Below are 25,457 nucleotides of genomic sequence, written 5' to 3' on the forward strand. Positions count from 1 at the left end.
TTTTAGTAAAATTTTACTTGAGGTTTTAATCAATGGAAACGATCGCTTACTCAGACTTCGCAAAACTAGAAATTCGCACCGGAAAAATCATCGAAGTGGCTCGTCACGAAAACGCAGATAAGCTTTACATCGTGCAGATCGACATCGGTGAGAAAACACTGCAAACCGTCACCAGCTTGGTGCCTTACTACACAGAAGAAGAGTTGATGGGGAAACAAGTGGTGGTGCTGTGTAATCTTGCGAAAGCTAAGATGCGTGGTGAAACCTCCGAGTGCATGCTGCTGTGTGCTGAAACCGATGATGAATCAGAAAGTGTTCTGCTAACGCCTGAACGCGCGATGCCAGCTGGTGTGAGAATCGTTTAGTATCTAGTCATATATTGTTTATATAACAGTTATTTATGTTTTAGATCTCATTTTATAAATGAATCAATAGAATCATATTCACCTTTATTTATAATCTCCGCGCTTTTAAAAGCTGTCTAACAGTATGAAAAATTAGGAAATTATAATGAAAAAAGTATTGCCATTATTGGCTTTAGGTGCAGTGGTTGCTTCGGCGTCGGTTCAGGCGGAAGGTAATTGGTACATTGGTGCGGATATTTTAAATTCAGACCTTAAAGTTGAAGGTGACTCGTCAAGCTCTTCAGCTACGGGTCTTGGTATTGCGGTAGGTAAAGAGCTGCAATACTCAGAAAACTTCAAACTGGCACTAGAGGGCGAATACGTCTACTACGGTAGCTTTGAAGAAAAAGCATCTGGTTCAGGTAACTGGGCAAAAGTGACTGTTGATGGTTACGGCTTCAACCTAAATGCAAAACCGAAATACCAATTCTCTGGTACTGGTTTTTATGTTGGTGCAGTTGCAGGTCTTGGTGTGATGGGTGTAGATTTTGAGTCTAAATCAAACCTTGCAAACCTTAATGTGAAAACTGACGGTAGTGATGTTGGTTTCAACTACGGTGCAGAAGTGGGTTACGAGTTCGCTTCAGGTCTAATTATCTCTGGTGGTTACCGTGTTTCTACAGTAACGATCGATGTTGAAGGCGGTGGTGATATCGACTTTGATTTCGACAGCCTATACGCTGGTGTTGATTACAAGTTCTAATCTCACACAAACAGAATATGAGAATAGCAAAAGGGAGCCACTAGGCTCCCTTTTTAATTAGGTTATCAATCAACTCATAATGATGATCTTGTACGCCCGCTAAGTTGCCGTATTTGGGCTGGTGGCGGTCGTTTTCTTTGGCATGATGCCAACCAACGGTATGGCGAACGAAGTGCTCAGCAAAGGCGTGGGAGACTTCTAAGCATCCAGCGAGGACCGTATCAACATAGCTTTGCATGATGGGACTGAGCGAGCAGGGTGGTAACGGATCGTTTTTCACATAAACCCAAATGCTGTGCTCAGAGTTAAAAGTGGCCTCTGTTTCAATCTGATCAGGACGGATTTGAATGCGATGGTAGCCACGCTCGCGTCGGTCAAAATCCGCTAGCGCTTGATCGTCGACTTCAAGCAGTACGCCATTGACTTGCCCTTCGCCTTCATTCACAACCAAGGGTGACAAAATATAGCTGTCGTCAACTTTGCCCCAATAGCGCACCAGTCCATGAGCGATGACTGGGATGGCTTCTCCCGTTTGACCCGTTAACTTACGCGAGGCGGCATTGATTAAACTGCCGTAGCCAAATATATACATCTCGATTGCTTCCCTTGCTTCGACGAAATAACTGTTATCCGTTATACCTAAACACTACCAACCAAGCAACGTGTGAAGCACAGGTTTTACCTCGAAAGGATAGTTTGATTTTATAACATGTATTTTTTATGCATGTTTGTGTTAATATCGAACGCGTAGAATTTTTGAACGGTATCAAATGGGTACTTAAGGGCATCACAATGCTGAATATCACCGATAAAAAAGTGGAAGAAAAAATCCCTGCATGGCTGCGATTAGGGTTTAGACCGTTTTTCCTGTTTGGCTCTATTTATGCTGTTGTCGCAATTGCGGTATGGGTATGGATGTTCCAAACCGGACAGCCAAGTGCATTGAGTGTTCCGGCGTTGTGGTGGCACGTTCATGAAATGTTGTTTGGTTTTTCAATGGCAATAGTAGTGGGCTTTGTGCTGACTGCAGTGCAAAACTGGACGGGCATTAACGGCACGAAACACTACACCTTGTTAGCGATATTTACATTGTGGCTTGCACCGAGAATACTGCTTTGGACACCAGCACCACTTTGGTTAACCAGCAGCATTGAAGCGCTGTTTTTGCTGTTTGTAGCGTACGAAGTGGGCATTCGTGTTTACCGTGCGAAAGGTTGGCGGAACCTGTTTTTTGTGCCGTTATTCTTGCTCGCCATCTTTGCTAACTTTGCCAGTTACGCAACGGTGAAAGGCATGCCGCCATTTACCTCGTCTGCAGTATGGCAAGCGATGCTTTGGTGGTTCACTCTGCTGCTTTCCGTCATGGGTGGACGAGTGATTCCATTTTTCACTGCTCGTCGATTTAACTTTGAAAAGGCTCAGCCGCTAATGTGGTTAGATTGGCTAGCAAACCTACCTTTGGTCATGTTGTTCGTGTTGAGCTTCTTCCCTGTGACGTTTGCGGAACTTGGTCAGCCACTTATGTTGTTTGCCGGTGTGGCGCAGTTGGTTCGATTCCTGCGCTGGAAGCCTTGGCTGACACTTAGCGAGCCGTTGGTGTGGTCTTTACATGCAGCTTACTTGTGCTTGCCTTTGAGTCTGATTCTACGTGGTAGTTGGGATAATGCGTTTGCTAATCATAACTTGATTCACCTATTTGCTATCGGAGCATTAGGAGGCTTGATCTTAGCAATGATTTCTCGAGTGACCATGGGGCACACCGGTCGCATGATTTACAAAGGCCCAAACATGAGTATCGCTTTTGCTGCCGTGATTGGCGCGGCTTTAGCAAGAAGCTTAGGCGTGATTTTTGACCCTGCAAACATGCTACTTTGGATTGATGTCAGTGCCGCCTTGTGGATTCTGGCTTTCGGTATGTTCGTATGGCGATTCGGAATGATGCTGTTGAAACCAAGAGTGGATGGTCATCCCGGATAATCACAGTTCAGAATTGATAAAAGAAGGGCTCAACCAATGGTATGAGCCCTTTTTATTTGAGCTTGCTTCCGCAAATGACCCACAATTAGTAAGGTAATTGTTAAGAATGTGAAAAACGTTGAATTCTATAGTGGGATTTGAGCGTGCTAGAAGGTGCGGACTCCGCTACTCTGTAGATGTTATTACTCGTATGCACACGAGTGATTAACTAGCCAATTGACGTTTAAGACCCATAGGAGTCTCTCGTGTAATTACATGGCCGCTTAGTTCTATCCCTCCGTGGAACTAAGCGGCGTTTTTCGTTCTGTGGCTAGATAAAATTAGATATTCCCTTCGCTAAAGTCTTTCTGGAAATACAGCACCTTTTGCAAGTAGCGTCTTGCTTCCCCTTTTGGATGTTGAGTGGTTAACGCATCATAAACCTGAGTCGGGTTAAGGCTGTTAAGCTCATTCATCGCGCGTTTTCGGTCACTATTGAAGGTAGAAAGCACGCCGCCAGTACCGCCGTTATAGGCGGAAATCATACTAAAATGCTTCGAGGTAGGGTGTTTCACATCGCGAAGATAACGGTTCTTCAAGATGTAGAAGTACGCCGCGCCTGTATCAATGTTATTGGCAGGATCGAACAAGTACTCTTTGGTTGGAATGCCCGGTTTGTTTTTCACCAAATTAAACACATCTGCCCCCGCTGTTTTGGGGATCACTTGCATCAAGCCGTAAGCACCGGCATGAGAAACCGCATAAGGATTAAAGCTACTTTCGGTTTTGATCACGGCAAAGATAAGGTCTTCTGGCAATCCATACCGTTTAGCAGCATCGCGAATCAAGCCTGCATATTGATACTCACGTTGCTCTAGGTGATCTTTCACCATATTGATTTCGACATAGTAAGCACTGCCGCGTTTGATGGCTTTCTTTTGTAGCTTATTCTCGATCAGGTAATCCGAATAACGGTTAGCACGCCATTCCCACTCTATTGGTTTACCATCTTGATCAAGCACTTGGCCAAGCAAGAAGGGTTTTCCACGCAGAGCCGCTTCTTTGTCACTAAACAATTCTGCATGAGCTGGATCGGCAGGCATGAGCAGAGTTTGAACGATGGCTTTTTGCAGCTTCTCCGTTGGGTGGTACTGAGAAATTGTCGAAACATAAATCTTACCCGTCTCGAAGTCGATGTGTGCTCGGGTGTTGTAACTGTCAAGGTACTTCACGTAACGGTGTTTGCCTGCTTCAACGAACTCATCTTCACCCCAGCGATCTTTGGCTTTTTGAGCGATGTAAGCCAGTAACTGTTTGATGTTGTCTTCGTTCGATGCGCTTGGCGGCTTTACATAAGGAGGAACGTAGTCATCACATGCGCATGGTGGTGTTTCTTCAGGAGCGACAGAACAACCACCGAGAAGGAGTAAGCTCAGGATTAGCGATTTCTTCATCGGATACCGATTAAATTAGAGGTGAGGGCAATTGCCGACTGAAGAAAATAATAAGTAAGAGTGCTAATCGCCTGAAATTAAAACTTTTTGTGCTTTCGATAGAAGCGTTTGATGCTGAGTATTCACCGGAAAAAGAAAAAGCCTGCGGGGTGCAGGCTTTGTATTAGGAGAGTCCAATTTAACTTACTTGTGAGAGGCTAACGACTTTCTGTTGCAGCTTCTCTTTTAGATATTCTGCCAGTGCGATTTTCTCCTCTTCGTTCATGTATAAACCAAGTTTTGTGCGACGCCATAAGATGTCTTCATCGGTTAGCGCCATTTCGTGATTCATCAAGTAATCAATTTCGCGTTGATATACGCCGCTTGCTTGCTCTGAGAAGCAATGACCAAGATCTTCTACGCTGCTAGTGTCTTCCATTAGGTCCCAAGTTTGTGTACCAAACTGAGTCACATAGCGCAGCAACATCGCTTCTGATGCCCATGAGTATTTCGCATGAATCATCTTCGCCAATTGCTCACGGCTACAACTGAAGTTACCGCCAGGAAGGGTTTGGTTTGCTGTCCAATCTTTACCCATTTCAGGTAGGAATGGGGCAAGTTTCTTCATTGCTGCTTCACCAAGCTTACGGTAAGTCGTGAGCTTGCCACCGAACACTGAAAGTAAAGGTGCGTGGTCGTATTCCGCGTCCAGTTCTAGTGTGTAGTCACGTGTGATCGCTTGCGGTGAGTCAGACTCATCATCACACAACGGACGTACACCACTGTAAGTCCATACCACATCTTCGCGGTTTAGCTGGTGGACAAAGTGTTGGTTAACGATATCGATCAAGTAATCGACTTCATCTTCGGAGATCGCGACTTCACGCGGATCGCCTTTGTATTCCACATCTGTGGTACCAATGATCGAGAACTTATCTAAGTAAGGGATCATAAATACGATGCGGTTATCTTTGTTTTGTAGGATGTAGGCTTGCGGCTCGTTGTGGATACGAGGAACAACGATGTGCGAGCCTTTTATCAAACGAATGTTGCGAGGGGAGGTTTGCTCTAATCCTTCATCAAAGAACTGTTTCACCCATGGGCCTGCAGCGTTAACCAGAGCTTTCGCTTTGCGTTCGAAACGTTGGTCTGTGGTGACGTCGTGAATAGTGACATGCCAAATGCCGCCTTCACGGTGTGCTTTTTCTACGCGACAGTAGTTGCGAACTTCTGCGTTATTCTCTTTTGCAGCCAGAACGTTCAACAACACCAAGCGTGCGTCATCTACCCAACAATCTGAGTATTCGAAACCGGTTTTCATTTCAGGTTTTAGTAGACCTGATTTTGCTAGGTTGACGGTTTTGCTGCTTGGAAGAGTGGTTCGTTTACCCAAGTTATCGTAAAGGAACAGGCCACAGCGGATCATCCAAGCTGGGCGTAAAAATGGACGATGAGGTAAACGGAAGCGCATTGGCAGAGCCACATGAGGCGCTTTACGTAAGATCACTTCACGCTCAGCGAGCGCTTCCGAAACCAAACGAAACTCATAGTGTTCAAGGTAACGTAATCCACCGTGGATCAGTTTTGAACTTGCAGAAGAGGTTGCCGATGCGAAGTCGTTAGCTTCGTACAAACCGACGCTTAAACCACGGCCAGCAGCATCTGCAGCAATACCTGCCCCGTTAATGCCGCCGCCGATCACGATCATGTCTAGAGTAGGGGATGAATTCGTCGTGGAAGCATTTTGTTGGATACTCATAAATTTGACCTCTTGGTGAGCGAACGAGCATTTTAGAATATGATTTTATCCTAGCTTAGGTTTCGTTTGTGGTCATTATTTATTTTCGTTTGTGAGCGTTTTGTGTGATTTGGGCACAAAAAAACCTCTGCCTAATTAAGACAGAGGTCATTTATGCGCGTAAATAGTGAGTGTAAACGCTATTCGGTTATGGCTCTTTCCATTTGCGTATCAACCACTTCGAGCGGAACTGCTGCTTCTTTTAGAATCGCGAGAATCTCTTCTGGTGGTTGTTTGTTGGTAAATACCATGTTCAATTGCGCGATATTGCCCAGTTTCACCATCGCATTACGACCAAACTTCGAATGGTCAACCGCAAGGAAAACGCTGCGGCTGTTATCGATAATCGCCTGTTTAACGCGAACTTCGTGGTAATCAAAGTCCAGCAGTGAGCCATCAAAATCGATACCACTGATACCCAAAATGCCAAAATCAAGGCGGAATTGCTTGACGAAATCGAGCGTCGCTTCTCCAACAATGCCGCCGTCACGGTTGCGAACTTCACCGCCCGCCAAAATCACTTTGATTTCTGGGTTTGGTAACAGAATGGTGGCAACATTAATATTGTTGGTCACCACGCGAAGCTGTTTGTGATTTTTATTGAGCGCACGAGCAACCGATTCTGGTGTCGTTCCGATATCAATAAACAGAGTTGCGCCATCGGGAATATGTTTAACCAACTCGTCAGCAATTACGTCCTTTTCGTTGAAGTTAAGTGCTTTGCGCGTGTTGTAGGAGGTATTCTCTGAACTAAGCGGAATCGTTGCGCCACCATGATATCGGCGTATTTTGTTTTCATCTGCTAGGTCGTTGAGATCGCGACGAATAGTTTGAGGGCTGACATTAAATTTTTCTACTAGCTCATCCGTGCTGACATAGCCTTGTTTTTTCACCAACTCAACAATCTGTTGGTGTCTTGGTATTTGCTTCACTTAGCACTCCCTTGTGCACTGGTAATCGCCAATGCTTCAAATTCGAATATAGAAACTCGCTCTATTGTGCTCGAATTGGCGCATTGTGAGAAGTCGTGGGAATAGGGAATCCGCGATCGAACGCAAAAAAAGAGCGCCAACTCGGCGCTCTTTACGATTAATCAGGGGGAAACTAATCGTTTATCAGAAATTAATCGTCTTCGTCGTGAAGCTCAGACCAGGTTTGAGCACACTTAACTGCGCGCTTCCAACCTTTGTAACGACGGTTACGTTTCTCTTCATCATCGTGTGGTTCGAATGTGCGATCGAGCACTGCTTTGTCTTGCAGTTCATCAATGCTATCCCAGAAACCAACCGCTAGACCAGCTAGGTAGGCTGCACCCAAAGCGGTCACTTCGGTCACTTGAGGACGATGAACTTCGGTATTAAGAACATCAGATTGGAACTGCATCAGGAAGTTGTTCGCCACTGCGCCGCCATCCACACGAAGATTCGCGAGTTTAATGCCCGAGTCTGCTTGCATTGCGTCTAGCACATCACGAGTTTGGTAAGCGATACCTTCCAAAGTTGCACGGATAATGTGGTTAGAGTTTACGCCACGAGTTAGACCGACAATCGTACCGCGAGCGTAAGCATCCCAATATGGTGCGCCCAGACCAGTAAACGCAGGTACAACGTAAACACCATTTGAAGTATCTACTTTGGTCGCAAAGTATTCTGAATCTTCAGCACCAGCCAGAATCTTCATTTCGTCACGTAGCCATTGAATTGAAGCACCACCCATGAATACTGCACCTTCAAGGGCGTAAGCTGGTTCACCTTTTGGACCACATGCTAGCGTAGTCAGCAGGCCATTTTTCGATGTGACCTTCTCTTGACCTGTGTTCATCAACAAGAAACAACCTGTACCGTAGGTGTTCTTCGCTTGGCCAGCTTCAACACACATCTGACCGTAAAGCGCGGCTTGTTGGTCACCTGCAATACCCGCGATTGGGATGCGAGTACCGCCTTTACCACCAATGTTAGTTTGACCGTAGATTTCTGATGAGCGTTTGACTTCTGGCATCATCGACACTGGAATACCTAATTCATCCAGCATTTTCTGATCCCAGCATAGGTCGTTAATGTTGAAAAGCATAGTGCGCGAAGCGTTGGTGTAATCGGTTACGTGAACGCGGCCTTGTGTCATTTTCCAAACCAGCCAAGTATCCACTGTACCGAATAACAACTTGCCCGCTTCCGCTTCTTCACGCGCGCCTTCAACGTTATCTAGAATCCACTTCACTTTTGTGCCAGAGAAGTAAGGGTCTAAAACCAGACCTGTATTGTCGCGAACGTAATCTTCTAGTCCGCGCGCTTTTAATTCTTCACAAATATCGGCAGTACGGCGACATTGCCACACGATCGCGTTGTAAACCGGCTTGCCTGTTTCTTTGTTCCATACAATTGTGGTTTCACGTTGGTTGGTAATACCGATACCAACAAGTTGGTCGCTACGGATACCGGTTTTTGCAAGTGCTTCAACCAAAGTAGAGCTTTGAGTTGCCCAGATTTCCATTGGGTCATGTTCAACCCAACCAGCCTCTGGATAAATCTGAGTAAATTCTCGCTGAGCGACGCTTACGATATTCGCGTCATGATCCAGAATGACAGCACGAGAGCTTGTCGTGCCTTGGTCTAGGGCAACAATGTATTTTTGCTCAGTCATGGTAAGAATCCTTTTGTTTCGTTATTTATATTTTAGTAAATGTTCGAATGAGTTGGTTTTAAGCTTGAGCTTGTTCTGCTTCTTCTTCGGTCTCGCACTGGTTAGGGATAGTACAGCCATGACCTTGTTGTGGCAGATATGCAGCAATCGCTTTCGGGTACAACCAACCACCGAAGCAAGCACCTGCGATAGGAGCAAGAATTGGAACAATAAAGTATGGGATTTCACGCGCACCGGTCAGTGCGTAATCCCAGCCGGCAAAGTAAGCAAACAGTTTAGGGCCGAAGTCACGAGCAGGGTTCATCGCAAAGCCAGTCAGTGGGCCTAAAGAACCACCGATAACCGCAATGAGAATACCGATAAGTAATGGGTTCATAGCGCCGCGAGGTGCACCGTTGTTCTCATCACCAAGAGCAAGAATGGCAAACATTAGCACTGCAGTAATCACGAATTCCACAGCAAAAGCGCCAAAGAAAGAGAGAGAAGCGTGTGGGTAAGTCGAGAAAATACCTGCTGTTGCTAATGCGTCTTGGCTGCTACGAACGAAATTGTGTGCGATTTCGTAATCAGTAAATAGGTTGCTGTACAAGCTGTAAACCAAAGCGGCAGAGCAAAATGCACCGAGCATTTGCGCAATGATATAAGGCACCACTTTCGCCTTATCGAATCCATGGAACATCGCCAGCGCGATGGTAACTGCAGGGTTGATGTGTGCACCGGATACGCCCGCAGTACAGTAAATTGCAATGGCGACGCCAAAGCCCCATACAATACTGATTTCCCATTGACCAAATTGAGCTCCGGTCAAAACGAGTGCAGCAACACAGCCTACGCCAAAAAAGATAAGTAATCCGGTACCGATAAACTCGGCCAAACATTCTCCGAGCAGTGAGGGGTGTTTGTTCGTTGTCATGTTAAGAGTCCTTTAATATTTATGCTTATCTAGCACGGTTCTATTGTGCATATATAAACGTTTGCGAAAACAAACGAGCGTTAAAAGTGAGCGTTTGAGCATAAATTTGTTAATCAAACTCTTCGTTTTTGTTAATTGACGCATCTTTTGCTCAAAAAGGAAACTCGATAAAACGATTCAGAAGCTTCTACTTCTATTTTTCGGCCTAAAACTACCGATGTGAAAATCAATGCACAAACTGGTAAGAGGAGTTTTGTGAAGCTGCTTCGCGAATGGTGGGAAATTACTCAGATTACTGGTTGAAAACTACCCCTAAAGAGCTAGCTGACACTAATGATGATAAGGGGGAGGCTGATATTGATGAGCTCGTTGCTCTGAGTTAAACCACCGTTAAGAATGAAGAAGTTTATTTGTGGTTGATACGACGTCTTTTACTAGAGATTTGTTTTGAATGCGCTTTGGGATTGGTTGGCTGATGTCGATGCTAATTGTTAACGAAGTGACATTGTTGCAACACGTCATGCTGGTCTTTAATTACTTAAATAGCGTGTTTTATCTCTTCAACCTCTACCTTTTATCCATTTATGTGGTCATTTGAGCGCTTGGTTTACTTAAGATAGCGATGATTTTGTTCGTTTGCGCACTTCATGCTCTATATAGACAGTAACGGAATGTGGGGGAAATGGAAGCACTGTCTAATTAAATGCTTCTAGTTTGCTGTATTTACTGAAATTTAATTCCTATGCAACATTTATCACAGAAATAAAAATTGTATTTCATAAAATGCATTAACTTTCGAACGAAACTCCTTTTTGCTCGTTCGCGATTTATTACTCCCTACCATCGCTCACATAATTAATGAGGTTCCTATGTTTGGAATATTCAAACCTAAGGCGCATATCGATCGCTTATCGTCCGATAAGATCGACGGCACCTATTCCCGCTTACGTTGGCAACTCTTCATCGGTATCTTCGTCGGTTACGCTGGCTATTATTTAGTGCGTAAAAACTTTAGCTTGGCGATGCCTTACCTTATTGAGCAAGGTTTTAGCCGTGGTGACTTAGGTGTTGCTTTAGCTGCAGTTTCCATTGCTTACGGTTTATCAAAATTCTTAATGGGCAGTGTTTCTGACCGCTCTAACCCTCGTTATTTCTTAAGTGGCGGTCTGTTAATGTCTGCGCTTGTGATGTTCTGCTTCGGCTTTATGCCTTGGGCTACGGGCAGCATTACCGCGATGTTTATTCTATTGTTCCTAAACGGTTGGTTCCAAGGTATGGGATGGCCTGCCTGTGGTCGAACCATGGTTCACTGGTGGTCACGTAAAGAACGTGGCGAGATCGTATCGGTTTGGAACGTGGCGCATAACGTAGGTGGTGGTTTAATTGGTCCACTATTTATTCTTGGTCTTTGGGCATTTAACGACGATTGGCGCACCGCTTTCTATGTTCCTGCATTTTTTGCCACGCTCGTAGCTGTCTTTATTTGGTTCACGGTAAGAGATACACCTCAATCTTGTGGTCTTCCGCCAATTGAAGAGTATAAAGACGACTACCCAGACGATTACGACAAGTCTCATGAGAAAGAAATGAGTGCGAAGGAGATTTTCTTCAAGTATGTCTTTTCTAATAAATTGTTGTGGTCAATTGCGATCGCGAACGCGTTTGTTTACCTGATCCGCTACGGTGTGTTGGACTGGGCTCCAGTGTATTTAAAAGAAGCAAAAGACTTCTCAGTAGATAAATCTTCTTGGGCTTACTTCCTATACGAGTGGGCTGGTATTCCTGGTACGTTATTGTGTGGTTGGATTTCTGACAAAGTGTTTAAAGGTCGCCGCGCCCCTGCTGGCATCTTATTTATGGTACTTGTCACGGTTGCGGTGCTTGTTTACTGGTTTAACCCAGCAGGTAATCCAGCAGTCGATATGATGGCGCTGGTGGCTATCGGTTTCTTGATTTACGGCCCAGTGATGTTGATTGGTTTGTATGCACTAGAGCTTGCTCCTAAAAAAGCGGCGGGTACTGCCGCTGGCTTGACCGGGTTATTCGGATACTTAGGTGGCGCTGTTGCTGCGAACGCTATTCTTGGTTACACCGTTGACCACTTCGGTTGGGATGGTGGGTTCATCATTCTTGTCGGGTCTTGTATTACCTCTATTATCTGCTTGATTTACGCTTTCTTGGGTGAACGCGCTCATCACGAACAAAAAGCACGTGAGAAAGAAGCATTGGCGTCATAAAACATTAAAGGGGCGGTGGAATACTGCTCCTTCAATAAGTTAAGGAAAGAACAATGAAAACAACGTCAATTTGCATGACGATTCTCGCTCTAGGTATTTCGGCTGGAGCGGTAGCACAACCGCTTGTTATCGCGCACCGAGGAGCATCGGGTTATCTGCCAGAACATACGTTAGAAGCAAAAGCTCTTGCGTACGCAATGAAGCCGGACTACATCGAGCAAGATGTGGTGATGACCAAAGATGATCAACTCGTCGTATTGCATGATCATTACCTCGATCGCGTGACCGATGTAGCTGAGCGATTCCCGGACCGTGCTCGTAAAGATGGTCGTTACTACGCGATTGATTTCACGTTGGCAGAAATCAAATCATTGCGAGTCACTGAAGGCTTTAACATCGATGATAAAGGTAACAAGGTTGCTGGTTATCCGACACGATTCCCAATGTGGAAGTCAGATTTTACCGTTCCTACTTTTGCGGAAGAGATTGAGTTGATCCAAGGTTTAAATAAAACACTGGGTTATGACATCGGCATCTACCCAGAAATCAAAGCGCCTTGGTTCCATCGCCATGAAGGTAAAGACATCTCAAAAGCGGTGCTTAACGTTTTAAAACAGTACGGTTACGATTCGCAAGATGACAAAGTGTACCTTCAGTGTTTTGATGCGAATGAACTTCAGCGCATCAACAGTGAACTCATGCCCGCAATGGACATGGATTTAAAGCTCGTTCAACTCATGGCTTACACCGATTGGAACGAGACCATGGAGTACAAAGGCGACAAGGCAACACCATACAGTTATGACTGGATGTTTGAAGCCAATGGTATGAAGAAGGTCGCGGAATACGCAGAAGGGATCGGTCCTTGGAAACCAATGTTGGTGGATGACAAATCAACCAAGGAAAACATCATCATCAAACCTTTGATGAAAGCGGCAAAAGACGCGGGCTTACAAGTACACCCTTATACTTTCCGAGCGGACCCTGGGCGTATTCCTGCTTACACCGACAGCTTCGATGGGATGATGGACATCTTCTACAATCAGGTGAAAGTGGATGGTTTGTTTACTGATTTCCCTGATAAAGCGGTGAACTTTTTGAACAAGTAAAGTTCTAAAAAACTGAGTGCTTGAAACGCTCAGTATTACGTCACACGCCATGTCGTAACAATAGGCTCTCATTGAGCAATCATTATCCCTCAACAGTGACTCTCCTGTTGGGGGATTTTTTATATGTATAGAACGCGAGAAACACCTTTTACTTCTCTTTCATTGCTCCCGCTGTGTATGCATTCCCATTGTTCTTGATTTGCAGATGCTAAATATTCACACCACCGATATGGTTACTATACAGGGGTATTGTAAATTGGTGCCCTTTGCTAATGCCATTGTGGAGAAGACTGTGTTCCAGTGGCTTAGTTTGCCCTTTCAGCTTGCCGCTTAAGTCTTGCTTCACATGTCGGTTCGTAGCTCCAAATTCTTAGGCGGCCTTTTCTTTTGAACAAAGCGATCCCGACGGCAATTCATTCGCTGATAAGCCGAGCATTAGTGCGCAATACGATCATGAATAATAAAAGACTTAATAGGACATGACATGAGACTAGTACTTGCCATTCTAATTCCTTGGCTGCAATTTTTTACTATTGGCCGTTATTGGGCGGGAGTAATCTGTTTGTTATTGCAGATTACTTTGGTTGGTTGGTTGCCCGCTGCCATTTGGTCTGTATACGCATTAGTTAATTACGAAACGGATAAAAAAATCGAGAAGCTAGCTGCAGAGAGAGATGGTCCAGAGGCGTTCTCAAATTACGCACGAAAAGCGCCAGCGTCTTCGGATCAAGATGGTGGTGGAGACGAGTAGGTGTTTCCGTCGAATAAAGGTAAGCCTTACTTCTCTTGGTGCTTACTTCTGAGTTGTTTTGGGTTTGCTTCTAGTGCACAAGCAGAGCTCACGATTCAAGAAGCGGTCGATTTGTGGATCTTGGATGGCGCAGAGTTCCGTCAGATGGTGAAATGCTCTCCGCAAGCGCAGTTGAACAACGGTGTGCAGCAAATCTATTACGACTCGTCATCTTGTGTATTGAGCGAACTGGCAACTTATGCGTTGGCAAAAGAGTGTTTTGGTGATGCGAAGGCTCAGCGCGTCAATATTCTGGATGCCGCGGATAAATCGAAAGTGATGTCTTTTGATATCAACGCTGCCAGCTGTTCATTATTAGAGAAAAAAACTGGTCAAAAGAAATCGAATCCAGCGCCACCACCAAAACCATCTCGACCATCGACATCAAACTCTAAGGCTTATGTTGTTCAGCTCTACTCTGGCGTTAAGCCTCCGAACAAGGTATTTGCACAATGTGCGACTGCACCTTTATATGAGCACCATATTCACGGCTCGTACTATTTGTTTAGTGACGTGTATTTCAAATACTCGGAAGCAAAGCAATTCATGGATCACTTAAAGTACGAATGCCCTGATTTATCGATGTGGATTCGTCCGATAAAGCGCTAGTTAAGACTGATAATTAAAAAATCCCCCAACAGTTTCCTGCTGGGGGATTTTTCGTAGGGCTAATTCACTGCAATACCCAAATGACTTCAAGATGCTCCCAAAGGGCTAGTTGTCTTGGCTTTCATGCTTTGTTAACGAGCTTTGATTTAGACTGACTAGATCTTCAACTCGTTGCCGCGTCTGTAAGCCAAGTCAGCCTCGCTGAATCAAGCATCTCGAGGTTATTTGGGTATTCTTATTAGTTGTTTTTATGCAGTTCGCTGTTCAGTTCAACCGCGCTCTTGTTTGCAAGACACTCGATTTGACCTGTTACAGAGTTACGACGGAACAGTAGGTCAGACACACCAGCAAGATCGCGTGCTTTCACTACTTCTACTTCTTGACCAGCAGAATCTAGCATGCGCACTTTAGAACCAGCAGTTACGTACAGACCTGATTCGATAGTACAACGGTCACCCATTGGGAAGCCAAGACCTGCGTTCGCGCCTAGTAGAGAGTTTTCACCGATAGAAACCACCACTTTGCCGCCGCCAGAAAGCGTACCCATGATAGATGCGCCGCCGCCGATGTCAGAGCCGTTACCAACCACTACGCCAGCAGAGATACGACCTTCAACCATGCTCACGCCAGTTGTACCTGCGTTGAAGTTGATGAAGCCTTCGTGCATTACCGTTGTGCCTTCGCCAACGTGTGCGCCAAGACGTACGCGAGAAGTGTCAGCGATACGAACGCCAGTTGGTACCACGTAGTCCACCATTTTAGGGAATTTGTCTACGCAATCTACGCTTAGTGCACGACCCGCTAGGCGAGCTTCGATTTGACGCTCTGCTAGTTCAGGTAGGTCGATTGGACCTTCGTTAGTCCATGCGATGTTGTGTAGTAGACCGAAGATGCCGTCTAGTACCGTGCCGTGTGGTTGAACTAGGCGGTTAGAGATAAGTTGAAGTTTTAGGAAACCTTCAGCAACGCTTTGTGGCTGCTCGTCAGTGGCAAGAATAACCAGTACAAGTGGTTGTGCTGATTCTGCTGCTTTTGCTGCGAATGATGCGTTTGCAGCATCGCCGTTTGCTTCAAATGCTGCTGCCAGTTCTGCGCTTTGTGCTGCAGAGATCTCGATAGCTTGGTTGCCTTGCTCGTAACCTGCTACTGCTGCTAGTGCGTTAACAAGCGCTTCGCTTGGGTTAAGAACTGGGTTTGGGAAAAACGCTTCGATGATTTTGCCGTCGCGGTTTTTAGTTGCCGTACCAAAGGCTAGAGAGAAGAAAGCCATAGTTGATCTCCATGTGTTGAGTCTTGTGTCCCGTCTGTTCACTGACAAGAAATAATTAAGTTGTCAGTCATCATAAAGAGAGTGTTCGGGAGTTTAAAGAGGGGAAATGGAGAAAGTCCGTAGATGGATACCTTTTGTCTTTTTAGAGATATGTTTGTCTGATGAGAAATGTGTCGCAAATCATTGATTAACTATCAAGGCAACAAAAATAAGGGGAGGACCGAAGTCACTCCCCCTACACTGGGTTTGTTGGATTTACTGGCTTTGGATAGTAAAGCGATAAATCGACTTAGAGGCTTAGCTCACCGACCTCTACTGCAAGTGCAACCGTTGCACCTACCATTGGATTGTTGCCCATACCGATGAAGCCCATCATCGCTACGTGTGCTGGTACTGAAGAGCTACCCGCGAATTGCGCATCGGCGTGCATGCGACCCATGGTATCGGTCATACCGTAGGATGCAGGACCTGCCGCCACATTATCTGGGTGTAGAGTACGACCAGTACCACCACCTGATGCCACAGAGAAGTAAGGCATGCCTTCACGGTTACGTTCCGCTTTGTAGATACCTGCTACAGGGTGTTGGAAGCGAGTCGGGTTGGTTGAGTTACCTGTGATGCTCACATCCACTTGTTCTTTATGCATGATAGCCACGCCTTCACGTACATCGTCTGCACCGTAGCAAAGGATCTCACCACGTGGACCTTGGGAGAAACGGCGACGTTCTATTTCCACTAACTCACCAGTTTGGTAGTTGTATTGAGTACGTACGTAAGTGAAACCATTGATGCGTGAGATTAGGTAAGCGGCGTCTTTACCCAAACCATTTAGGATCACTTTCAACGGATTTTTGCGTGATTTGTTCACGTTCAGTGCGATTTTGATTGCGCCCTCTGCCGCTGCGAATGACTCATGGCCCGCAAGGAAAGCGAAACAGCCACTTTCTTCATTCAATAGACGAGCCGCCAATTCACCGTGACCGATACCCACTTGGCGTTGCTCTGCCACGCTGCCTGGTTTTGTGCAGGCTTGAAGGCCTTCACCGATGATGTTTGCAGCTTCTTCCGCTGTTTTTGCACCGCGGAAAATCGCCAAAGCAGTGCCCAGTGTGTAGGCATCTGCAGCGCTTTCAAACGCGATAGGTTGAGTGTCCATCACCAGCGCTTTAGGGTCGATATCACGATCCATACAGTATTGATAAGCCTCTTCCAGAGAAGAAAGTTGCATTTCGTCTAATGTGCGACGTACAGATTCAGTAATTGGAGTGTTCATAATCTCTTTCCTCTAGGTGGCAATTATTGTTGGCGTGGGTTAATAGTAGTTACGGCTTCGTCAAAACGACCGTAAGTCCCCGTTGCTTTGTCTGCGGCTTCTGCAGCAGATACGCCTTCGTTGATGGCTTTCATCATCTTGCCTAGGTTGAGATATTGGTAACCAATCACTTCTTTGTTTTCGTCTAGCGCGAGTTTTGTTACGTAGCCTTCAGCTAACTCCATGTAACGCACGCCTTTTGCTTTAGTTGAGTAACTAGTACCCACTTGGCTACGTTGAGTTTGACCAAGGTCTTCCAGTGCCGCACCAATTTCCAAGCCGCCTTCAGAGAAAGCAGATTGAGTACGACCGTAGACAAATTGAAGGAAGATTTCGCGCATCGCGACGTTGATAGCATCACATACCAAATCGGTATTCAGTGCTTCAAGAATGGTTTTGCCAGTTAGGATTTCTGCGGCCATCGCGGCTGATTGAGTCATGCCTGAACAGCCGATCGTTTCGATCAAAGCTTCTTCGATGATGCCGTTTTTGACGTTAAGGGTCAGTTTTGCTGCGCCTTGTTGAGGAGCACAAGCACCAACACCGTGGCTAAGACCAGAAATCGCGATAACGTCTTTTGGATTGATCATTGCGCCTTCAACAGGGATCGGTGCAGATGCATGAAGATCGCCGCGTTGAATCGGGCACATTGATTGGATTTCGTGTGAGTATTGCATAATGTTTTCCCAGTGTACGATATCCGGCATATTGGTCAGACTCAACGGCGTTGACTGCTCTTATTCGCTCCATCAGATAGAAAAACTATGTTCAGGAGGCTCACGCGTTTGTCGCCTTGTTGAGTTAACAACTATTTTGGATATCTTTTTAATTTTTGAGAAAACAGGAGCGGGGTTGGAGAAGAGTTGAATTGCTCACTACAGAACTCTTGCTTTCACAATATAGGTGAAAGCATTTCCAACAGGGCTGACCTGTTTTCGTTTCTGTAGGAGTCATTAGCTTTAAAGCGGTTCGAATCTTTCGATTCCGGTGGCACCCCATCACCGTGCCCATTTAGATTAGATCTAAGTCACACTAATCTGCAACATGAAATTTAGAGCAATTTGGGATATTAAATCGGTTCTTTATATTCTCAGAGATATATAGCGATAAATGCAACGCATAAAAAAACGCCGCATTATGTGACGTTTTTTCTAAACAAGTGAGAGGCTTATGCAGCGTCTTCTTGCTCGCTATCTTCTTCAACAGCTTCAAGCTTCTTTGCTTTTTTTGGTGCAGGTTTACGTTTTGCACCTAGAGCGTAAAGCACTTCTTCTTTGTTTTGCGCAAGGTACATTGCAAGATCTTCTTGCTTACCTTCGTCTTCTAGAAGTTCACTCTTACTTAGCAGTGAGAATAACTCGTCCGCCATATCCAGCATTTTGTCGTATGCGTCAGCTTCCGCTTTAGAGGTAAAAGTCATTTTCTCTTCTCCATTGCGTTCTACCACGTACTTGACGATTACAGCCATGGTTGGTCCTCTAAGTTAATTTGTTAAATTTTATACTGGCTTTTTATACAGTTTTTGACCAGTTAAGTCTAGCGACAAGCCTCAGAATGAGAGCCGTGTACAACTAAGTGACCAGCATTTGAACTATCTGCATTGAACTATCTCCCGTGAACGACCCATCTCGAACTAGCCATCTTTAAGATGTGGGTTCTCTGGTCGCTCCCAATCTTGGCAGAATTCAATGAATGTACGCAGGAGCGGGTTTTGATACTTCTCTTTGTGGATCAAAAGCCAGAAGCGACGCTTCATGTCCAGTGGCATGTTGAGCATTTTCACACGACCATCGCGAATTGCAGGTTCAGCAGATAGGCGTGATAAACAACCTAGGCCAAGTCCGGCAGATACCGAATTGATCAGCGCTTCGGTGGTGTTTAGCTGAAAAGCCTCATGCCAGTGTTCTAGACGCGGAGCGATGGCGCGCATAAAGAACTCTCGAGAGCCAGAACCCGCCTCACGCAGAATCCATTCCGTGTCTTCGAGCTCGTTTAGGCTGATAGGTCCTTCATCGAAGTTAGGGTAGTCCGGCGGACAAATCACACACATTTCGTCTTCACTGAATTGCGTTGATTCCAACTCTGGGTGTATGGTCTTGCCCTCGATGAGCGCGATGTCGAGTTCGTACGCGATCAACATGTCACAAATCTGGGCAGAGTTAGAGATGAATAAACTCTGCGACTGGTGATTCGTTTCATCACGAAAATCACTTAACAGGTAAGGTGCAACTTGGTTGCCGATGGTGTCACTGGCACCGATGCGAAGCAGCCCTGATAAGGTTTGGTCGCCATCGAACACACTCTCAATATCCCGAGCTCGGTTGAGGAGTTCATCCGCGAGGGGCAAAAGTTTTTGTCCTTCTTGGTTGAGAATTAAGCGGTTGTTCACCCGATCAAATAGGTGATGACCAATTTGTTTCTCTAACTCAGACAGCGCCATACTCACGGCCGCCTTAGAAAGAAACAGGCTTTCAGAAGCCGCAGTTAGCGTTTTGTGTTGAGTGATCGTAGTAAAAACTTTCAGTTGTTTAAGAGAGATATGACTAGGCATGATATTCCGTTAAGTTTATCTGAACGTTAGTTTTAAATAATTAGATATATTGGAACGAAGTGCAAGAGTAATATACACCCCATAGAAAGTTAGCCTAGATTTTGAGGTCGTAATGATTCAAAGAACAAAAGCAAAAGTAATGGGAGCACCAACCCCAATGGCGGGTCTGGCTCTTGGTATTGCGAGCTTAGGTTGGAGTTGGGAAAACTTCGCCGAATTACATGGCTATGGACAGTGGATTAGCGCAGGTATTGCAAGCGTACTGCTAGCAATCTTGGCGACTAAATTTCTTTTTCACAATCATTTGTTGAGACAAGATCTTGCGCACCCTGTGGTGGGTAGTGTCGTTCCAACTTTCGCGATGGGAACCATGGTGGCTTCAAATTCTCTAGGGCACTTTTTCCCTGTTGCAGGTGACGTGCTTTGGTTAGTGGCGGTAGCTCTACATATTGTGTTCCTAGTGAGCTTCTTGTACCACCGCGCGAAAGACTTCGAACTACACCACATGGTGCCAAGCTGGTTCGTACCACCAGTGGGTATTATCGTTGCAGACGTGTCTTTCTCAGGTAACCCAGTGCTTGCACCTATTGCACACGGTGCGTTGATCTTCGGTATGGTGGCTTACGCGGTGATGTTGCCAATGATGATCTACCGTTTCATGTTCACTCATGAAATTCCAGATGCAGCAAAACCAACCATGGCAATCATGGCGGCACCAGCAAGCCTATCGTTAGCGGGTTACTTAACCGTAACGACAACACCTTCACCAGTGATTATTGCTCTGTTGTTTGGTATCGCAGTATTGATGACTGCCATCATCTACTTAGCCTTCTTTAAATTACTAAGACTGCCATTTAGCCCAGGTTATGCAGCGTTTACTTTCCCAATGGTGATTGGTGCAACGGCTCTATTCAAAACAGCAAATTGGATGGAAGCAAATGGTCTAGCAGCGCACTATGTACAACAAGTTCGCGGTCTAGCAGGTATCGAATTGATTGTGGCAACGATTGTGGTGATTTACGTAGGTTTGCAATACATCAATAACTTACTAATCCAACCACGCTTGATGACGACACATCACGCATAAGTCTTACTCGTAAAGCAAAGTCTCTTGGTCTCTCTCGCCAAGAGGCTTTTTTTGTATCGGTAGGGTGGGATCTAAAGCCAATCTGCAGATAAAAAAATGCCACCCCAAAAGGGTGGCGGAAAATTAGATACAATTTTAATACATCAAACTTTAGTAACCGCAGCCATTGTAGCGAGAGTTCTCATGCAGAAAATGGCAATTCGAAATTTACCTCTCTTCACTATGCCTACTCAAAGTCATAACCTTTGGCTGACTTAGGCACTCGCAAATGTATAAATTACCGAGTGCTAATGTATAAAAAATATAACTTTCTAGAATGTTAACTTTCTCAATAGGAAGGATTTTTACATGGCTATCATTGCTTGGGCGGTTTTAGGGTTAGTTGCTGGTGTATTGGCTCAATGGATATTGCCGACGAGAACTTCAAATAGTTGGCTAGCAACCATCATTCTTGGTGTGCTCGGTGCATTTGTCGGTGGCTACGTAGGTTCAATGTTTGGTTTTGGTGCTGTAGGTGTGTTGAGCGTTGAGGGGATTATTACTGCGACCATCGGCGCTGTCATTTTGCTTTTTGTGTTCCGATTGCTGCGCAAATAACATGCTCAGACACGGTATCAGCATGCAGTATTCTCTCGAAGAAATCTTACACTACTTAAACGACAACCATTTTAGAGCCAGTAATAAAGCGGTCGCTGAAATCCTAGGTGTCAGCGTTTGGTCACTTATCTATAAATTGGATAAGTGTCACCCAGCAGGCTCTTGGTTAGTTGATGACAAAACTGGGCTTCCTGTCGGCTACAGTTCAAAGAACTATCACCCTCATTTGTTCCAAAGGAGGGTGATATTGTCGAGTGTGTCTGTGTTAAGGCAACATTTACTTCATCAATATGCTCGCTAGGGGGGATACACTGGTGTGAGCTATCCCTTCCTTCCAACTCCGCTGTATTTTATATATCTACCTTGAGTACTCAGTGAGGAAGGGAAGTCATTGTCTACAGCCAGTTGATTACTTGTTCAAACTTTGTCTAATCTCTAACCTTTTGTTATTTAAGCTATCGAGATCGCTCTAGGAATAAATGCGGCTGTGCTAAGCTTGCTAGCAGTTTCCATTGGCATTCGGTGCACTTACTTTGTTTACTGTCTATCACTCCAATCAGGTCGATGTTCTCAAATCACTTCTTGTTGAATTGATTCGCATCAACCCATTAGAAAACCCATTCGAAAAAGAGCAAATTCTGGTGCAGAGCCCAGGTATGTCTCAGTGGTTAAAAATGGAATTGGCGAAAGAGTTTGGTGTTGCGGCAAACCTAGAGTTTCCGCTGCCAGCGACTTTCATTTGGGACATGTTCACCCAAGTATTGGCTGATGTGCCAAAACGCAGTGCCTTCAACAAAGAAGCCATGACGTGGAAGCTGATGCACTTGCTTCCGGGTTTGTTGAACGAAGCGTCATTCGAACCTTTGGCACGTTATCTTCAAGACGACAGTGACAACTCCAAGTTGTATCAATTGGCAGAGAAAATTGCCGATATCTTTGATGGCTATTTGGTGTACCGCCCAGAATGGATTGCAAGCTGGGAAGCCGGACAAACGGTGCCTGAGCTTGAAGACGAACACCCATGGCAGCCGGTTTTGTGGCAGGCATTGTACGATCACACGGTTACTCTTGGACAATCGCCTTATCATCGTGCCAATTTGTACGAACACTTCATTGATACGCTAGAAAACTTCAACGGCAATTTTGATCATCTGCCGAAGCGTTTGTTTGTGTTTGGTATCTCTTCACTGCCACCACGTTACATGGATGCGCTAAAAGCCATTGGTGAACACATTGATGTCCATCTAATGTTTACTAACCCCTGCCGTTATTATTGGGGTGAAGTACGCGACCGTAAATTCCTAGCTCGCTTAGCAGCAAAACATCGTCAGCACGTGGTGTGGCAAGAAGACCATTCTGAAGTGCAAGGTGAGACTGAGCAGTTAAAAGGTTCACTAGAAGAAAACGTGGTGGATGAGCTGCATACCGATGTGGTGGGTAACAGTTTGTTGGCTTCGATGGGCAAACTTGGACGCGATAACATGTATCTGTTGTCGCAGCTTGAATCCCATGAGATAGAAGCTTTTGTTGATGTCGAGCGAGACAGTCTGCTCCATCAACTTCAAGCCGACATTCTTAATTTAGAAGAACACCAAGACGACGAGCAAATCGACAGCAGCCAGCACAAACAAGTGGTGAGTTTGGGTGATAAATCCGTGAGCTTGCACTCTTGCCACAGCCCAATGCGAGAAGTGGAAGTGCTACACGATCAGCTTCTGGCGATGTTCGATGCCGATCCGACACTGAAACCGCGCGATATTATTGTCATGGTGGCAGACATCAATGCCTACAGCCCTGCGATTCAGGCGGTGTTCGGCAATGCGCCGGGTGAGCGATTTATTCCTTACTCGATTTCAGACCGAACGGCCGATCAAGAAAGCCCAATTTTGGCGGCTTTCATGCAACTTGTTAATTTACCGAATACACGTTGCTTGGCTTCTGAATTACTTGAGCTGTTAGAAACGCCGGCGATTTTGAAGCGATTCGATCTCAGCGAAGATGATTTCCTTCAAGCCAAACAATGGGTGGAAGAATCTGGCATTCGCTGGGGGCTAGATAGCCATACCGGCAGCGAATTTGAACTGCCAGAAACGCGCCAAAATACATGGCAATTTGGTATCCAGCGTATGTTGTTAGGTTACGCGATGCCAGAATCTGCCGGTTTGTTTGAAGCGCAAGAAGGTAGCCTCTCGCCCTACAATGAAGTGCAAGGCATGGGCGCAGAGCTTGCTGGTAAGTTAGCCCATTTTATTCAACAAATTAGCCAATATCGCCGCAAACTTTCCCATGTTCAGTCGATTGATGCATGGCGTGAAACCTTGGTGGCGATGTTGGATGACTTCTTCTCCGTTGAGCTAGAAGGGGAAATGGCGCTCAAGTCCATTCGAGATACCTTAAGTCAATTGAAAGAACAGCTAACCGATGCGGCATTTGATGATGCCTTGTCGCCTTCTATTGTTAGCCAGTATCTACAAAACAAGCTGTCAGGAACGCGGGTCAGCCAGCGCTTCCTTGCCGGACAAGTGAACTTCTGTACTCTGATGCCGATGCGCTCGATCCCATTTAGAACCGTGTGTCTACTTGGTATGAACGATGGTGTTTACCCGCGATCAATGCCACCAGAAGGTTTTGACTTAATGACAGGGCGCACTAAACCGGGTGACCGTTCACGCCGAGACGATGACCGTTACCTATTCTTAGAAGCCGTGCTGTCTGCACAGCAAAGTTTGTACATCAGTTACGTTGGACGTTCTATCCAAGACAACACTGAGCGCGTGCCGTCTGTGCTGGTGTCGGAGTTGATGGAATATTGCCATCAGAACTACTGCCTAGATGGCGATCAAGACCAGTCTGTCGATGACTCCGGAGATAAACTACTCAACGAGTTAGTGAACGTGCATGCCATGGTGCCATTTAGCCCAAGTGCATTTCAAGGTTCTCATTCAAGCTATGCCAAAGAGTGGATTCCGGCCGCGTTGACCCAAAGCAATCAATCGCAAGGTCATGCGCGTGGCGAGTTTAACCGCGCATTGGATGATTACTTGCTTGGCGCAACCTTCCCAATCGAGTTGGACTTGGTGGAATTACAACGCTTCTGGCGTTTACCAGTTCAGTATTTCTTTAACCGCCGTTTGAAAGTGATGTTCGAGCCGCCATTGCCTGTGATGGAAGACGATGAGCCCTTTATATTAGGCGGCTTAGAAAGCTATCAAATGCGCGATGAGTTACTAGAAACCTTGCTCGAAACCGCCATTAATCAACCGTCCGCAAAAGCAGACGTACTCAAGCACTTTATGAGTGAGCAACGCGCACAGGGCAAATTACCGGTTGGCGCATTTGGTGATATCGAGTTTGAAACCAATCGCGTGCAAGCGGAAGAGCTGGTGGATAAGTTGGCGTTTTTATCCGGTGCGCCGCAAGACGATTTAGAAATCGACCTGACCTTCGATGTACTTGGTGAAGGAAAGAATATCCGTCTAACCGGTTGGCTAACTCAATGCTATCAATCTGGGTTGATTCGCTACCGCAGTGGTAAAATTCGTGCGCAGGATTACCTTGCTGCATGGATCGATCATCTTGCTATGTCTGCCTCTGGTCACGCTAGAAAGACCCACGTTATCGGTTATGACCGCAAGGAAGGTGCGGTGCATTTAGTTTACCCAGCAATGGCAGACGCTGCGCAAGCGAAACAACTACTTGCTGAATTAGTACGTCTGTTTTTTGAAGGCATGACCAAGCCATTACCATATTTCCCGAAAACAGCACTGGCGTGTGTCGAGGCGGGCTTTAGTCGTGGCCACTGGGCTGATGACGAAGAGAAATCGCTGAAGAAAATGGCGGACGCATTTAATGATGGTTACATGAGCCCAGGCGAAGGAAATAATGCGTATATTTCGCGTATTTGGTCGGCTTGGAATGATGAGCTTGCAGCAGAAGTCCGCACGCTGACCGCATTGGTTCTTCAAGGCGCAAGATTGACGGCGATGGATGCCGATGATGAAAAGTAAGTTGGGATGATTAAGGATGAAAAAGAGTAGGGTGGCCGCCA

The 25,457-nt window shown here is 45.7% G+C and carries 22 protein-coding genes and 1 riboswitch; of the genes, 11 read left to right on the forward strand and 11 right to left on the reverse strand.

The features are described from left to right. Window positions 1-32: 32 nt before the first annotated feature. Window positions 33-365 (forward strand): tRNA-binding protein, encoded by a 333-nt coding sequence (locus ITG12_RS14745; protein ID WP_005436572.1) that lies wholly within the window; start codon window positions 33-35, stop codon window positions 363-365. A 145-nt stretch (window positions 366-510) separates the two neighbouring features. Then, window positions 511-1,107, forward strand: coding sequence for an outer membrane beta-barrel protein (locus ITG12_RS14750; RefSeq protein WP_005436574.1), 597 nt, complete (start codon window positions 511-513; stop codon window positions 1,105-1,107). A gap of 40 nt (window positions 1,108-1,147) precedes the next feature. On the opposite strand, the gene ITG12_RS14755 is transcribed toward ITG12_RS14750, so the two are convergent. Next, window positions 1,148-1,699, reverse strand: a complete 552-nt coding sequence (locus ITG12_RS14755; RefSeq protein WP_038879051.1) for a gamma-glutamylcyclotransferase family protein — start codon at window positions 1,697-1,699, stop codon at window positions 1,148-1,150. A 200-nt stretch (window positions 1,700-1,899) separates the two neighbouring features. Here ITG12_RS14755 and ITG12_RS14760 point away from each other — a divergent pair, with 200 nt between their 5' ends. Then, the gene (locus ITG12_RS14760) at window positions 1,900-3,084 is read left to right on the forward strand and encodes an NnrS family protein (protein ID WP_038879240.1); all 1,185 of its coding nucleotides are present in this window, start codon (window positions 1,900-1,902) and stop codon (window positions 3,082-3,084) included. Between the two features lie 320 nt (window positions 3,085-3,404). Here the strand turns inward: ITG12_RS14760 and mltC are convergent, their stop codons facing one another. The 5 genes from mltC to ITG12_RS14785 form a co-directional block, all read right to left on the reverse strand. Beyond that, window positions 3,405-4,517, reverse strand: a complete 1,113-nt coding sequence (mltC, locus tag ITG12_RS14765; RefSeq protein WP_038879054.1) for a membrane-bound lytic murein transglycosylase MltC — start codon at window positions 4,515-4,517, stop codon at window positions 3,405-3,407. Window positions 4,518-4,695: 178 nt separating this feature from the next. Further along, window positions 4,696-6,255 carry a glycerol-3-phosphate dehydrogenase gene (gene glpD / locus ITG12_RS14770; protein WP_038879056.1) on the reverse strand — a complete coding sequence of 520 codons (1,560 nt, stop codon included), beginning with the start codon at window positions 6,253-6,255 and terminating at the stop codon, window positions 4,696-4,698. A 179-nt stretch (window positions 6,256-6,434) separates the two neighbouring features. After that, a complete protein-coding gene (locus ITG12_RS14775) occupies window positions 6,435-7,226 on the reverse strand; it encodes a DeoR/GlpR family transcriptional regulator (RefSeq protein WP_038879059.1) in 792 nt (263 codons plus the stop codon). A 190-nt stretch (window positions 7,227-7,416) separates the two neighbouring features. Then, window positions 7,417-8,934, reverse strand: coding sequence for a glycerol kinase GlpK (gene glpK, locus ITG12_RS14780; protein WP_038879061.1), 1,518 nt, complete (start codon window positions 8,932-8,934; stop codon window positions 7,417-7,419). 58 nt (window positions 8,935-8,992) lie between these two features. Then, entirely contained in the window at window positions 8,993-9,847 is an 855-nt protein-coding gene (locus ITG12_RS14785; protein WP_005436583.1) for an MIP/aquaporin family protein, read from the reverse strand. Window positions 9,848-10,716: 869 nt separating this feature from the next. Between ITG12_RS14785 and glpT the strand changes: the two genes are divergently transcribed. The 4 genes from glpT (at window position 10,717) to ITG12_RS14805 (ending at window position 14,592) form a co-directional block, all read left to right on the forward strand. Next, window positions 10,717-12,084, forward strand: a complete 1,368-nt coding sequence (gene glpT, locus ITG12_RS14790) for a glycerol-3-phosphate transporter (RefSeq protein WP_038879065.1) — start codon at window positions 10,717-10,719, stop codon at window positions 12,082-12,084. Between the two features lie 53 nt (window positions 12,085-12,137). Continuing rightward, complete coding sequence (glpQ, locus tag ITG12_RS14795; protein ID WP_248873172.1) at window positions 12,138-13,193, forward strand: glycerophosphodiester phosphodiesterase; 1,056 nt, start codon at window positions 12,138-12,140, stop codon at window positions 13,191-13,193. Window positions 13,194-13,677: 484 nt separating this feature from the next. Further along, window positions 13,678-13,944 carry a YqaE/Pmp3 family membrane protein gene (locus ITG12_RS14800; RefSeq protein ID WP_038879070.1) on the forward strand — a complete coding sequence of 89 codons (267 nt, stop codon included), beginning with the start codon at window positions 13,678-13,680 and terminating at the stop codon, window positions 13,942-13,944. Next, a complete protein-coding gene (locus ITG12_RS14805) occupies window positions 13,945-14,592 on the forward strand; it encodes a hypothetical protein (RefSeq protein WP_248873173.1) in 648 nt (215 codons plus the stop codon). It abuts the gene before it with no gap. A gap of 238 nt (window positions 14,593-14,830) precedes the next feature. Here ITG12_RS14805 and dapD read toward each other — a convergent pair whose 3' ends face one another. The 5 genes from dapD to ITG12_RS14830 all read right to left on the reverse strand — a co-directional run bounded on the left by dapD (window position 14,831) and on the right by ITG12_RS14830 (window position 19,725). Then, entirely contained in the window at window positions 14,831-15,862 is a 1,032-nt protein-coding gene (gene dapD, locus ITG12_RS14810; RefSeq protein ID WP_005391708.1) for a 2,3,4,5-tetrahydropyridine-2,6-dicarboxylate N-succinyltransferase, read from the reverse strand. Window positions 15,863-16,151: 289 nt separating this feature from the next. Further along, complete coding sequence (locus ITG12_RS14815) at window positions 16,152-17,135, reverse strand: GGGtGRT protein (RefSeq protein WP_038879079.1); 984 nt, start codon at window positions 17,133-17,135, stop codon at window positions 16,152-16,154. 23 nt (window positions 17,136-17,158) lie between these two features. Continuing rightward, complete coding sequence (locus ITG12_RS14820) at window positions 17,159-17,851, reverse strand: iron-sulfur cluster assembly scaffold protein (protein WP_005386501.1); 693 nt, start codon at window positions 17,849-17,851, stop codon at window positions 17,159-17,161. A gap of 260 nt (window positions 17,852-18,111) precedes the next feature. After that, window positions 18,112-18,186, reverse strand: a riboswitch (Fluoride riboswitch). A 156-nt stretch (window positions 18,187-18,342) separates the two neighbouring features. Continuing rightward, window positions 18,343-18,642, reverse strand: a complete 300-nt coding sequence (locus ITG12_RS14825) for a YebG family protein (protein WP_038879081.1) — start codon at window positions 18,640-18,642, stop codon at window positions 18,343-18,345. Window positions 18,643-18,807: 165 nt separating this feature from the next. Beyond that, window positions 18,808-19,725 (reverse strand): LysR family transcriptional regulator, encoded by a 918-nt coding sequence (locus ITG12_RS14830; RefSeq protein WP_005427361.1) that lies wholly within the window; start codon window positions 19,723-19,725, stop codon window positions 18,808-18,810. Between the two features lie 112 nt (window positions 19,726-19,837). Here ITG12_RS14830 and ITG12_RS14835 point away from each other — a divergent pair, with 112 nt between their 5' ends. From ITG12_RS14835 to recC, 4 genes are all read left to right on the forward strand, one after another. Further along, window positions 19,838-20,812 (forward strand): TDT family transporter, encoded by a 975-nt coding sequence (locus ITG12_RS14835; RefSeq protein WP_038879083.1) that lies wholly within the window; start codon window positions 19,838-19,840, stop codon window positions 20,810-20,812. A 348-nt stretch (window positions 20,813-21,160) separates the two neighbouring features. After that, window positions 21,161-21,409, forward strand: coding sequence for a GlsB/YeaQ/YmgE family stress response membrane protein (locus ITG12_RS14840; protein WP_005436595.1), 249 nt, complete (start codon window positions 21,161-21,163; stop codon window positions 21,407-21,409). Window positions 21,410-21,431: 22 nt separating this feature from the next. Continuing rightward, window positions 21,432-21,710: a hypothetical protein gene (locus tag ITG12_RS14845; protein WP_146075866.1), complete on the forward strand. Its 279-nt coding sequence runs from the start codon at window positions 21,432-21,434 to the stop codon at window positions 21,708-21,710. A gap of 232 nt (window positions 21,711-21,942) precedes the next feature. Continuing rightward, window positions 21,943-25,416: an exodeoxyribonuclease V subunit gamma gene (gene recC, locus ITG12_RS14850; RefSeq protein WP_038879242.1), complete on the forward strand. Its 3,474-nt coding sequence runs from the start codon at window positions 21,943-21,945 to the stop codon at window positions 25,414-25,416. The last annotated feature ends 41 nt before the right edge of the window (window positions 25,417-25,457 follow it).

Source organism: Vibrio sp. ED002 (genome assembly GCF_023277445.1).
GTDB lineage: Bacteria > Pseudomonadota > Gammaproteobacteria > Enterobacterales > Vibrionaceae > Vibrio > Vibrio jasicida.